Below are 12,646 nucleotides of genomic sequence, written 5' to 3'. Positions count from 1 at the left end.
TAGTGGGGAAATAATTTCCACCACTAACTCAATGTGTACATTTCCATTATTTCCAAGAACGGTTAGCTTGTCCTTGGTCAGCGATTGTTACACCTGGATCTAAGTTATCTAAGTCATTTTCGCTGAAAGTCTGTGGAAGATCACCTGTACTTTCAAGTGTAACCGTACAAAATTTATCGTCTGGAGTGCATGTCAATCCAGAAGGTGGGCTAGGCATTGGAACATAATTTTCTCCGATATGATAATAAACTTGGCTGTTTACAACCTTTTTAATCGGTTTTGGTTCTCCGTTAAAAAAAGCGAATGCGCTACCGGCTACCAATACCACGGCAACAACGGCAAAAATTTTGGAATTTTTCATAATGGTAAAAATTTGAGGTTAAAAAATATTGCGCCTACTCTATTGTAGGTTTTCGGCCTCCCCTAGCTTTTTGTTTGGCATATATCTACCCTTTCGGTGAAGGCGGTGCCTCACCAATATTGTCCTTTGAAATATTAAAACAGGCTGTAAATTGGCTATTGGAAAATAGCACTTTGGAAGTGAGCTATCTGCAATACAGATAGTTTTAGGTTTGACTTAGAGTTAACTATTTTAAGAGAGGCTTAAATTTGCTGAAAAACTACTTTTTAAAATTCTTAAAAAGTTCATTACGCCAGTAATACTTTGGCTTATCTACTACCCCTATTTCCATCAGATAGAACAAAAGAGAATAATAATAAAGCATCATGGTAAAGGCAAGTAAAAGCAGCAAAAAAATCAAACTTGGTATATCGTCCATTATACTGTCTAATACCCGGCATCTAAAATAAGCAGTTAACCAAGCAACAGATAGGGCTGCTGTACAAATGGCTACATAAGGCTCCAGACTGGCCTTTTTAGTGATGTCCAATGCCATAAGATTGAAATAGATTGAAAACACCATAAAAGGGACAAAGATGGCAAATAGCAAAACGCCTCTATTTTCCCTTAACCATCCTAAACCCAATATAAGGTTCTTGTTAAGTACCAAATTCATCATTAAATCAATTGTTTTAAATTTTATAGGTCATTCTGTAAATAGATTTGGGATGCTTATAGTCTAACCACTTAGTTAGTACCCCGGCACACACTTTCATATATGAAAGTTTTTAGTTCTATAGCTGATCGCAAAAGCCACCAAAAACACAAAATATTGATTTACAAATCATTGTAACACTGTAAAGATATAATCAAATTGCGATAAAAAGCAAGGAATAAATCCGTAAAAAGTCTCAAAAAATCACATTTTGTTCGAAACATACATTTTTATGTATCGAAACATACACTTTTATGTATCGAAATGACAAAAAAAAATTAGCGGATATCAAATTTTGACTTAAAATCATCGATATTTTCACCCGTTACAGTCAAATTTGGGCGCTTGTCTTCGTCAATTTCGTCGAGATCAGTAACTATAAACAGTTCTAACGTGTTCCTTTTTGCTCCTATTTTATATCCTTTTACTGCTTCAAGATTGACGATTGTACTACGATTGATCTGACAGTATCCTTTATCTTCAAGTTCATTAATTAGGTTTGTCAGCTTATCTTTTACAGGATAAATCTTTCCTTCCCGGTCATAGACACGTAACTGTCGGTTGATATAAGCAAATAGAATAATATCCTTTCCAAGGTCGAGATTAATGGTAATACCGTTATTCTCTATCCGCATCAAATCAGAACTATCTACTCCGGTAACTTCCGCTGAGCTGTTTTCTAAAACCAAAATCTCATCTCTTGACTTGGTACCATAGGCAAAATAAAACCTCACCGCGTAATATGCATTTAGAAGAAGCATAAACGAAGCTATTAAGGGAAAATCTTTTGAGAAAAAGCCATTCTGGGTAATATCTATACCATAGTACGCGAAGTAAACGGAAAACAAGAACACATCAAATATCAAGGGAACCTGTACGCCCAAAGTGAACTGTAGTATCGCTCGCTCTTGCCATTGATATGACCACGGATCACGTCTGTCCAACCATCTAGTAAACTGGTGGGTCATTTCAACCATCGCAAAGCTTACCAAACTGCTAACAATAAATACGGGGTAAAACTGCATGCTACCAAAGGAACGGACAAGATCCAACGGCCTACCGTAAAATAAAATAAAAAGCGAAGCAATAATCGCTACCACTACCCTAACCCAACGCGGGTGATACTTTAAAACTAACATCTAAACAACGGTTTTCTATAGGCAAAATGCCTTTAAACAATACTTAAAATCTAACTAACAATCAATTTTTCACTTTTTAAACAACAATTGTTTTATGACAAAACAACCGTTAACGCCTACTGGCGTGCAAGACCTGTTAACCGAACTTTACGGTTTAACCCCTACCGCTATTCAAGTTGAAGCATTGGCAATCCAAGGAGACTTTAAAGCTTGGATCAAAGATCACTTTACATTGTCTACTAAGCAGGAAGATTACCTCGACGACCTGAACAAACAGGCCGCCAATTACTTCGGTTCTCAATGCTCTGTTTGCTTTAGCAGTAAGTTGCCAATAGACCTGATCTATCCCGCGCCTCCAACTGGTGAGTATTCAAAATGGACAGGAACTCCACAGAACAACCTAGCCGTAAAAACTGACGGCGAAGGTAAGCCTGTTGCTACTGGCTCATTAACTTTTGAGTTTTCTTATACTACTGTATAGCAACAAACCGAAGCCTTCCCTTTAAACACGTCTTAACAGTTTAAGGGGAAGATGCCAGTTGTAAATAAAAATATGGGATGGGTTTTATGCAAGATAACAATTCCATATTTAGAATTTTACGTATAAACCGTAAATCTCGCTTACAAAAAGGCATAAAAAAGGGGCTGAATTTCAGCCCCTTTTTTTGTTTATGAAAATAAACCTCACTCCTGTAACAACATTAGATTAGTATCTACTTCTACTAGCTCAAACTCGCCACTGCTAACAGCATTTGCTCCTGTAAGTGCCTTTTCGTAAACTTTTAGCTCTCCTTTACTAAATCTAACTAATTTCATAAAAAGAACAACATTTTCAGCCCAGTCCACACTGAATGCTTGTTTATCTTTCCATTTAACTGAAAACGTAGCTTCTGCTCCAATATTTGTAATATCGTTTCCAGAAATGGAAATATTTTTAGCAGATGCTGAAACCGCCAATGCTCCATTTCGGTCAATAGACTGATAGACTAATGCCCTCTCATAAATGGTCACCTCTGTAACAATGTAGTAATCTTCCCATTTTTCTTCATTTGCCACTTTACTTAGATTTTTTTTTAGTGCCAATTGATCAATCCCATAATCAGTACCTTTTACAGCGTACAGAAGAACTGATCCAGCCTTACCGAACTGAAATGCTATATCGCCATCAACAGCGTTAGGTACATTTGCTTTTAAAGCGGAAGTAACTGTTACCTCATTTTGAGAAACAAAATTTAGTACAGCTGTCGACGACGGTTTAGGTGGATTGGTTATTTGAAAATCATACACTTTCCCTCCTACTAAATCAGTTATATGGTGGAAAGTCCCAAAAGGCTTATTCGGTCTACCCAACATATCTTTTCCAAACGAAATTACTGCGCCCGGTTTTATTTTCGTATCTGGCACGTAGACAGGCAGCTTATCAAATTTTTTCGCAACTGTTTTTGAATAGTTTTCTCCTAAATTCATAATAATATTGTTTTGATTAATTAATTATTAGCCTTGACGTGATTAAAAATAATTTATCACAAGCTAAAAAAAATATCATATCAAAAACACCGTATAAACACCTGATTTTTAACTAACTAAAAAAGCTGAATTTCCATTCAGCTTTCCAATTAGATTATTTTGCTCCTAGTACCTTAAGTTTCTCGTTTAATTCGTTCAGACCTGCTTTGGTCAAACAATCCCCTGCAAGATTTCTCAGTTCGACGAGATCTTCTGCGGGAACGCTTCCAAGCAGCCCGGATTTATCATCAGCCTTAGCCGCTATACCCAACTCAATTACCTGGTTCAAGAGCAATACATTCTTCCTGCTCATCTTCATATCCACCTTCACCACTTCGCCCATACCTGGTATGCTCAAAATCGTATCAAAAACTTTTGCAACATCGTTCACATTCATAATCATTTACTTTAATACGTTTAACAATAAATACAAATTTAAACCTTAAATCAATGCCAACCCTAAGCATAATTTAACGGGGAATTCAACTGCAACTACAGAAAAAAGACTATGCTGGTATCACACTGTAACTCAATAACATGTATTTTTACATTAACAACTCTAAAATCATGACCTATGGAAAAGAAGACAACCAAACCAAAGATTGCCCCATCTGCACCAATTAGAAAACCGAACATTAAGGCTGACCAACCTAATCCGAACCGTGGCACATCAGGCATAAGTAAAGCACGCAAAGCTGTATTGGATAATAGAAGTGTACAAATACAAAAGGCGAAGAAGTCTAAATAGAATCCCTTAAACTAAAAAGGTAGGATGCTTTTATAATATCCTACCTTTTTTTATCAAGTTAAAAATTTACTTTACCCAATCCACACTATCGTCATTTAACATCTTGACTTTCTGTTTTTTTACATGGCCAAAATTATCCCTGATCGTGATTTCAAAAAAATGGTCATCAACACCATAGGAAGTATATTTTAAGACAAAGATTTTATTTTCAAGATCATAGATTACATTGGGCGCAAGAAATTCTCCGCCTTCGTTCTGTAATGTTCCGTTTCCTGTATACTGAACAAAGGACATCGTATATTTTGTATCCGGATAAAGTCCATCTGGATTAATGCGCAAACGTACATCCGTAGAACTGTATCTCATTAACTTGAATGGTAGTTCTCTCATCACAAGAGAGAAATCGTATCCCCTGGTTATATCTAATTCATTTTTATTGCAACCGCTAACGGCAATAGCGAAAACTGCTACCAATACCAATAATATTTTTTTCATTTCTCTTTTCTCCTATCTGTTAATTAAAAACCTAACTCCTACCCCAACCTGTGAATTAAACTTATCATGCGCACGAAACAGCAGACGTTCCCTACCGGTAGCAAAAACGATCAGCTTATCAGACGGAAAAAATTCTACTTCCAATGTTGCTGCTCCGCCGTAGATGAACTTATCCTTGTTCAGCAGAACTGCATAATCGTAAAGCAAATGTTCGCCCCAATTCAGTCGTTCATATCCGGCAATAGCACTTACCCCGGCAGAGATCACCAAGTTCTGTTTGCAATCGAAAACAATTGGAAAATAATGACCTACTTCGCCTGTAAACTGTGCCAGTTTGATACTACTATTTTGGTAATCATAACTTTTGTGGTAAAATTCGCCACCCACTACCCATTTGCTATCGATACCAGTGTAAATATTGGCAGCAATGCCACCAAAAAAGGAAGGATCTTGGTACTTGCTAAAGAAATAACCGTTGGCCAAACCGCCCCTAACTTCGATCCCGATCTGCCCCTTTTCAAAACGTTGCGCATACGCTACGTTAGCCGCTGACAATAAAGCCAGCAGCACATACTTCATGTACTTTTTCATCTGATTTTTATTTAATCGTTAAACCTTCGAGGTTGTCTAACACTGTTGTGGTCAATTGAATTTGTTTTGTTTCCCCATATGGGAACCGGTTAAAGAATTTCCGGTTTTCTATAGAATGGTAATTGTTCGCCATCATTATCCTCCTCACTTTATTTCCTACTGTGGCCTTTGCCATGACAAAATTAACTTTAGTTGATGAAAGTTTCCTAATCAAAATATGATGGGGATTTAACAATCAAACAGATTGCTTTTGGCTATTTTTGGGAAACTGATTATTCGCTCAAAAAATGAACGCAGAACATATAGAGAATATCTTTGGTGACTACCTGATTGAGAATGAAACTCAATATGCATTATTATTGAATAGTCCTTGGGGAAGTGGGAAAACCTATTTTTGGAAACAGAAACTCCAACCGATCGTTTTACGAAATTCCCTTAAACCCATCTATATATCACTTAATGGTGTTGCGAAAATTGAAACCATAGAGTACCAGATCATGCTCGGCATGATGCCATTTATTTCTCAAAAAGAAACAGGAAGGCTAAGATCAGTATTTAAGCTCATTAGTAATGGCTTCGACACAGTTTTGACAAGCCTGACAGGCTCTAAATTTTCAGACTTCGTAAATGGTATTGTAGCCAACAATCTCAATTTCACGGATAAGCTAATATGCTTTGATGACCTCGAAAGATGTCAGATTCCAATAGGTGAAGTTCTTGGCTTTATCAACAACTTTATAGAACACAAACAGGCTAAAGTACTATTTCTTGCAGATGAAAGCAGGTTCAATGACATCGAATACCAAAAGGTCAAAGAAAAGATTATTCGCTACACGTTAAACTTTGAACCAAGCCTGCCAGAACTCATTCCGCAACTTTTGTTGAAATACAAAAATGATAACCATGATTTCTACCAATATCTCCACACAGAAAAGGAACTTTTCATAAAAACATTGCAATTAGTTAATGAAACAAATCTTCGTAATATTTCCTTTATCATGGATTGCCTTCAAAAACTTTTTCCGGTATTCAGCAACGAGAAGGGAGATATCCAAAAAGAGATCATCTTTTTCTCGACAATCATTTCAATAGAATATAAGGCAGGTAATCTAAAATCAACGGATTATAAAGACCGTAAAAAACTAGACAGGCTAAACAAATCTTATGAAAGGTCGCGTATAAGTAAAGTCGCTCTTGACCAGAAGAAAAAACGGGAAGAGATAGAACCGCATATCGAAAAACCTTATGAAGAAGTATTTTACCTTAAATTTCTGACAGGCCGAATTGACTACTACTACTTCTATCCTTCGATCTACAGCCTGATCCTCTCCGGCTATTTCAATGCAGAAAGGTTTAAAAATGAAATCGAAGGACGAAAAAAAATTGTTGTTACTCAAGAACAAAAGGATTTGCAAAAAATCATGGAGGGTAAGTACAAATGGCTAGAGCAAAAAGAATTTGACAGGTTGACCTCAACTGTGTGGGAAAATGCTTTACTGGGGAATTATTCCATCTATGATTATCCCCACATTCTAAATCATTATCACCATTTTTCACTTAATAATTTAATCACCGAAACTGTAGAAAATGTGAAGGCAGGTCTTAAAAAAGGTCTTGAAATTGCTATTCTTCGTAAAGAATTGGATGATAACCAATTAAACAACTTAATGGCTTTTATAAGTCCTGAACATATCGAAGAATTTAAAAAACTTGTCCAGGATTATCATTATAAAACGCAAGAACAAAACTACTTAGGCTTGGGTGTACAATTGATCGGAGCTCTCAACCAAAATGACCAGCACCGTTTAAAGATGGTTGGAGATCAAATTGTAAATACAATCTATCCTTTCTTTAACTCCGTTGACCAGAATCTATTATTCGACGCTATTTTAAAAACAAATAATGCTATGCTATGCGATTTAAGTTCTATCTTACCTCATCGTTACCATCGTACAGATATTCATAAATCCTTGCATAGCGAAGTGGAAAGCTTTGAAATACTAGGGACAAAACTAAAAAGTTATTTAAAAGAAGAGAAGCACCTTGAACCACTAAGGCACCACCTATTATTAATATTACTTAATGAAATAGGTGAGGTTTTAAATGCCTTGGAAAACAAAATGATGGGTACACCAAGATAAACTAATTCCCCATCATAATTTGATGGGGTTATGTTTTTTCTTTAAAGGCTTCCTAACTTAGTACATCGGATAATGTAAAGGATGTATTGGGAATGGAGACCGGAAAAGAAAAATTTACAATTGAAAAGGCCAAACAGATTGACATGGTTCAATATTTGGCATCTATAGGACATCAAGTCGTTAAGGTTCGAGGAAATGATCATTGGTACCTTTCACCTCTAAGGGATGAAGACTCGGCATCTTTCAAAATCAATTCACGGCTCAATGTTTGGTATGATCATGGCATAGGCAAAGGTGGTAACCTTGTCGATTTTGGCATTGCATACTTTAAATGTTCGGTAGCTGAATTTTTAGACATCTTAAATGGCCCCAATTCTATTCAGAAGCGACCTAAAATCAGTCCCAAAAAAGTTGCTCCTGAAGATCCTAAAATTATCATTGAACAGGTCTCCAGACTTACCTCCCCTTCTCTTTTAAAATACCTCCGCGAAAGAAGGATTGACCTGGATATAGCAGACCTGTTTTGTAGTCAGGTACACTTTAATCTGGCCGGTAAAAAATACTTCGGAATTGGTTTTAGAAACAACTCAAACGGTTGGGAAATTAGGAATAGTTTTTACAAGACCAGCAGCTCCCCAAAAGACTACACGTTAATAAAAAATGGCAGCGAAAACCTGTCTGTTTTTGAAGGCTACATGGATTTCCTTTCATTCGTAAGCTTTAAGGGCGAACAGTCTCTTTCAAGTGATTATCTTATCCTAAATTCCCTATCTTTTTTTGAGCGTGCATTGCCGGTTATGTATAGGTATGAGATCAAGAACCTATATCTTGATCGTGACAATGCCGGTCGCCAAGCCACCTTAAAAGCTATGGAAATTGACGCAACCTTCCGGGACAACAGTAACCTTTACGATGGCTTCAAAGACTTCAACGACTGGCATATCCGCAAGGAAAATCCAAACCTCCAAAGCCGTCCAAAACCTCCAAGGACTAAGCGAAGTCTCTAACTGTTCTCACTCATTGGCAGTAACTAAAAACTTAAAAGAATTCTCTAAAGCTTAACAGCAGACTCCAGTAGTTTGCCACGTTCCTGCAAACGGCCAGATGTCCGGTTGTATCACAACCGCCTTTTTAAGCCCTATCACTCGAAACTCGTGGGCTTTGCCTTTATTAAGATAAAATGATGTTTGAAATAATGAAAATGGAAGATGAAGATGGAAGAACAAACAAAAACAAAATGGTTACATATAAGGCTCTCAGAACAAGAAAATTTGATAATTCAGGGTCATTTTAAAGCATCTACATGCAGAAAGCTGAGTGAATATTGTCGAACAAAGCTTCTTGATCGTCCTATTATCAAGAGTTACCGTGATAGATCACTTGATGATTTTATGACCGAAATGATAGCACTTCGTTTTGAACTCAACCGGATCGCGAACAACTACAACCAGTCGGTAAAAAAATTGCATACGCTAAGTACGATTACCGATTTCAGAACTTGGCTGATGGCCTACGACATCGAAAAGAATACCCTTTTCAACAAGATGGAAGAGATCAGAACAATTATCCAAAAATTCGCCGAAAGATGGTTGCAATAATTAAGACCGGACATTCCATCCATCGGATTTTTAACTACAATGAGAACAAGGTAAAGGATGGTGTAGCAGAATTCATAGGTGAAGCAAACTACCCGATGGATGCATCGGAAATGAGCCTCACTATGAAGCTGAACCGGTTGCTAAAGCAGGCTGAACTGAATGAAAAATGTAAGCGAAACAGCGTTCACATATCTCTCAATTTCGACCCGTCGGAAAGCCACTTGACAACAGATAAAATGATGGAAATCGCCCATGATTATATGGAAAGAATAGGCTTTGGAAAACAGCCCTATCTTGTCTATCAGCACTGGGACGCCGGCCATCCACATATCCATATTGTCTCGGTAAAGGTTCGTGCCGACGGCTCACGTATCGACATGCAGAATATTGGCAAAAACCAATCGGAAATTGCCCGAAGAGCGATTGAAAAAAAACATGATTTGGTCGTGGCCGATGGAAGGAACAATAAACCTATCTACACCCTGGAACCGGTTAACACGGTAAAGGTTCGTTATGGTCTGATACCGTCCAAAAAAGCGATTTCAAACGTACTGGACAAAGTATTATCGTCGTACAATTTCACCACACTGAACGAACTTAATGCGGTACTGAACCAATACAATATACTGGCAGACCGGGGCAATGAAAATTCACGCACATTCAAGGCAAATGGCATGGTATATAGGATACTCGATGACGACCGGAAACCCGTCGGGGTCCCGATCAAGGCAAGTGACTTCTACAACAAACCTACACTTTCACATCTCGAGAAACTCTTTACCGAAAACAGTGGAAAAAGAGCTCGGTTTAAGGCCAGGATCAAGAATACTATTGATAAAGTACTCAATGGCAAACCGGCAGACATCCAAAAGCTGAAGGAGGAACTGATCACACAGGGTATCTACACCGTACTGAGACAGAATGAAGACGGTAGGATCTACGGGATCACATTTGTTGACCACACCTCAAAATCGGTTTTCAACGGCAGTTCTCTCGGTAAAAATTATAGCGCCAAAGCCATACTGGAACGCTGCCAGAAAAAACAGTTTGCCACCGGCAACAATCCTAATACTCCACCAAAGGAACCATTGAAAATTATCCCGGAAACCACTTCCCAAAAAAACACTTTACCAGTACAGATCGAAAATGAATTACCGGAAAAGGAACACTCCGGCAATGAAAGCGTATTAGATGCCCTGCTGGATACCGAGAATGTTTCCGATTACCTACCCAACAGCCTTAAAAAGAAAAGGAGAAAAAAGAAACGCAGGAACAATAATAATAACAATACAAGTCTTTAAATCTTATACTATGGCACATCAGACCGGAGAAAATGAACAGGCATTACGTAAGATATTGGACATGACCAGACTGATCAGCGTGGTCATACTCTCGATACACTACTATTATTTCTGCTATGCCGCATTTAGAACCTTGGGAATAGTCAGCCCTTTTTCAGACAAGATACTCGGAAATATTTTCAGGACGGGTATACTTGAGACATTTCACAGGGCAAAGTTTTTTGCCCTTGGATTTCTTTTGATTTCGCTACTTGGCGCAAAGGGCAGAAAAGATGACAAGCTCAATTACAAAGTGGCTTTTGCTTATATAATTTGCGGATTGTTTGTTTACTTTATCAGTTACTTTTCACTGTATATCGATAGCAATGTCGTTATTTCTGCAACAACCTATATTGTCCTTACAACATTGGGGTATCTGTTGATACTCTCTGGTGGAACACTCCTTTCAAGGATTATTAAAAGTAGTTTTAACAACAATGATATTTTCAACTCGGAAGCCGAAACATTTCCACAGGAAGAGCGATTGCTCGAAAACGAGCTATCCATTAACCTGCCTGCAAGGTATAGGCTTAAAAACAAATATCGTAACTCGTGGATTAATATAATTTCTCCCGTTCGGGCAACAATTGTTTCGGGAAGTCCTGGAGCCGGGAAATCCGCTTTTGTGATCAGACATTTTATTACACAGGCATTAGCAAAACCCGATCCGTACACACTTTTTGTATATGACTTTAAATTTCCAGATCTCTCGCTAATTGCCTATAACCATTGGCTAAAGAATAAGCACAGATACAAAGGTAATTCAGAATGTATTTTCATCAACTTTGACGACCTTTCACGCTCACACAGGGGCAATGTTTTCGATCCGCTTGGAATGACAGATATTACAGATGCTACTGAGAGCGCACGAACCATCCTACTAGGTTTAAACCGCGAATGGCAAAAGAAAACCGGCGAATTTTTTGTCGAGAGTGCCATCAACTTTGTAACGGCAATCATTTGGTTCTTGAGAAAATACCAAAACGGTTTATTCTGCACGCTTCCTCATGTGATTGAATTGATACAGTTACCTTATGACGAACTATTCACATTACTACGGACTGAGAAGGAAATCGAGGTGCTTATCAACCCATTTGTTAACGCTTACCTAAACGATGTAATGGAACAGTTGGAAGGACAGATCGCAAGTGCCAAAATAGCGCTGGCAAGATTGGCGTCACCGCAGTTGTATTACGTATTATCGGGGAATGATTTCAGTATCGACCTTAACAATCCTGAAAATCCAAAAGTCATTTGTATGGGTAATAATCCACAAAAAATTCAAACTTATGGGGCTGTTCTTTCTCTTTACGTTAACCGTATGCTAAAGGTCGTCAATCAGAAAAACAAGCTAAAGAGCATGCTCGTTTTTGATGAATTTCCAACCTTAACGACTGATATCATTCCGACGATAGTGACTGGAAGAAGTAATTTGATTTCAGTCTGTCTGGGCATTCAGGATGCAAGTCAATTGCGAAAGGATTACGGGCGGGAACAGGCCGATGTGATAACCAATACCGTTGGAAATATTATTTCCGGTCAGGTAACCGGTGATAGTGCGAAGCAGCTTTCAGAACGCATAGGAAAGATTATGCAGCAACGGGAAAGCCTATCTATAAACAGTGGTGATACCTCGATCAGTAAAAGCAAACAATTGGATTATGCTGTTCCGGCTTCGAAAATCTCCGCACTTAGTTCCGGGGAGTTCGTAGGCATGATAGCAGACACACCTAGTCAGAAAATTGAACTTAAAGCTTTCCACTGCCAAATACAGAATGATTTCGAAGCAATACAAAGGGAAGAAAAGGAGTATAAAGAAATACCAGTTATTAGACAGGTCGATATGAAAATGGTTCAGCGAAACTATTTACAGATTAAGGAGGATATTAAAGATATTGTGAATTCCGAATTTGAGCGGCTACTTGGTGACCCGGCTCTAGCTCACCTTATCATACGCAAGTAGATCAAAAATTTCTAAAAAGAGAACAGGGCACCTCTGCCCTGTTCTACAACCAAATAGTTGAGTGAAGTAA

At 38.0% G+C, this 12,646-nt stretch carries 15 protein-coding genes; 7 read left to right on the top strand and 8 right to left on the bottom strand.

All coding sequences use genetic code 11. The features are described 5' to 3' along the window. Positions 1 to 46: 46 nt before the first annotated feature. The 3 genes from NOX80_RS11105 to NOX80_RS11095 all read right to left on the bottom strand — a co-directional run bounded on the left by NOX80_RS11105 (position 47) and on the right by NOX80_RS11095 (position 2,194). A complete protein-coding gene (locus NOX80_RS11105) occupies positions 47 to 361 on the bottom strand; it encodes a hypothetical protein (RefSeq protein WP_256549851.1) in 315 nt (104 codons plus the stop codon). Positions 362 to 620: 259 nt separating this feature from the next. Beyond that, on the bottom strand, positions 621 to 1,019 hold the full coding sequence (locus NOX80_RS11100) for a hypothetical protein (RefSeq protein ID WP_256549850.1): 399 nt from the start codon (positions 1,017 to 1,019) through the stop codon (positions 621 to 623). Positions 1,020 to 1,333: 314 nt separating this feature from the next. Then, positions 1,334 to 2,194, bottom strand: coding sequence for a LytTR family DNA-binding domain-containing protein (locus NOX80_RS11095; protein WP_256549849.1), 861 nt, complete (start codon positions 2,192 to 2,194; stop codon positions 1,334 to 1,336). A 94-nt stretch (positions 2,195 to 2,288) separates the two neighbouring features. On the opposite strand from NOX80_RS11095, the gene NOX80_RS11090 reads away from it, so the two are divergent. Next, positions 2,289 to 2,675: a hypothetical protein gene (locus tag NOX80_RS11090; protein WP_256549848.1), complete on the top strand. Its 387-nt coding sequence runs from the start codon at positions 2,289 to 2,291 to the stop codon at positions 2,673 to 2,675. A gap of 203 nt (positions 2,676 to 2,878) precedes the next feature. Here NOX80_RS11090 and NOX80_RS11085 read toward each other — a convergent pair whose 3' ends face one another. Together NOX80_RS11085 and NOX80_RS11080 are read right to left on the bottom strand one after the other, a co-directional pair. Beyond that, a complete protein-coding gene (locus tag NOX80_RS11085; protein ID WP_256549847.1) occupies positions 2,879 to 3,661 on the bottom strand; it encodes a hypothetical protein in 783 nt (260 codons plus the stop codon). 154 nt (positions 3,662 to 3,815) lie between these two features. Beyond that, the gene (locus NOX80_RS11080) at positions 3,816 to 4,097 is read right to left on the bottom strand and encodes a hypothetical protein (RefSeq protein WP_371926031.1); all 282 of its coding nucleotides are present in this window, start codon (positions 4,095 to 4,097) and stop codon (positions 3,816 to 3,818) included. Positions 4,098 to 4,274: 177 nt separating this feature from the next. Between NOX80_RS11080 and NOX80_RS11075 the strand changes: the two genes are divergently transcribed. After that, a complete protein-coding gene (locus NOX80_RS11075; protein WP_256549845.1) occupies positions 4,275 to 4,448 on the top strand; it encodes a hypothetical protein in 174 nt (57 codons plus the stop codon). Positions 4,449 to 4,514: 66 nt separating this feature from the next. Here the strand turns inward: NOX80_RS11075 and NOX80_RS11070 are convergent, their stop codons facing one another. From NOX80_RS11070 to NOX80_RS11060, 3 genes are read right to left on the bottom strand one after another with little or no spacing between them, the layout of a single operon-like run. Next, the gene (locus NOX80_RS11070) at positions 4,515 to 4,922 is read right to left on the bottom strand and encodes a TraQ conjugal transfer family protein (RefSeq protein WP_256549844.1); all 408 of its coding nucleotides are present in this window, start codon (positions 4,920 to 4,922) and stop codon (positions 4,515 to 4,517) included. Positions 4,923 to 4,955: 33 nt separating this feature from the next. Further along, complete coding sequence (locus NOX80_RS11065; protein ID WP_256549843.1) at positions 4,956 to 5,534, bottom strand: conjugal transfer protein TraO; 579 nt, start codon at positions 5,532 to 5,534, stop codon at positions 4,956 to 4,958. Between the two features lie 7 nt (positions 5,535 to 5,541). Next, positions 5,542 to 5,709, bottom strand: a complete 168-nt coding sequence (locus NOX80_RS11060; RefSeq protein WP_256549842.1) for a hypothetical protein — start codon at positions 5,707 to 5,709, stop codon at positions 5,542 to 5,544. Between the two features lie 112 nt (positions 5,710 to 5,821). Between NOX80_RS11060 and NOX80_RS11055 the strand changes: the two genes are divergently transcribed. From NOX80_RS11055 to mobC, 5 genes are all read left to right on the top strand, one after another. Continuing rightward, positions 5,822 to 7,675: a KAP family NTPase gene (locus NOX80_RS11055; protein WP_256549841.1), complete on the top strand. Its 1,854-nt coding sequence runs from the start codon at positions 5,822 to 5,824 to the stop codon at positions 7,673 to 7,675. A 92-nt stretch (positions 7,676 to 7,767) separates the two neighbouring features. Next, the gene (locus NOX80_RS11050; protein WP_256549840.1) at positions 7,768 to 8,682 is read left to right on the top strand and encodes a toprim domain-containing protein; all 915 of its coding nucleotides are present in this window, start codon (positions 7,768 to 7,770) and stop codon (positions 8,680 to 8,682) included. Positions 8,683 to 8,889: 207 nt separating this feature from the next. Then, positions 8,890 to 9,273, top strand: coding sequence for a plasmid mobilization protein (locus tag NOX80_RS11045; protein ID WP_256549839.1), 384 nt, complete (start codon positions 8,890 to 8,892; stop codon positions 9,271 to 9,273). Then, positions 9,261 to 10,574, top strand: coding sequence for a relaxase/mobilization nuclease domain-containing protein (locus NOX80_RS11040; RefSeq protein ID WP_256549838.1), 1,314 nt, complete (start codon positions 9,261 to 9,263; stop codon positions 10,572 to 10,574). Before NOX80_RS11045 ends, NOX80_RS11040 begins: the two co-directional genes overlap by 13 nt. A gap of 10 nt (positions 10,575 to 10,584) precedes the next feature. Beyond that, entirely contained in the window at positions 10,585 to 12,576 is a 1,992-nt protein-coding gene (gene mobC / locus NOX80_RS11035; protein ID WP_256549837.1) for a conjugal transfer protein MobC, read from the top strand. The last annotated feature ends 70 nt before the right edge of the window (positions 12,577 to 12,646 follow it).

The organism is Flavobacterium cerinum, from assembly GCF_024496085.1.
In the GTDB taxonomy this organism is placed as follows: domain Bacteria; phylum Bacteroidota; class Bacteroidia; order Flavobacteriales; family Flavobacteriaceae; genus Flavobacterium; species Flavobacterium cerinum_A.
Note: the sequence above shows the minus strand (reverse complement) of the source record. Positions and strands in the feature narration are given on the sequence as shown.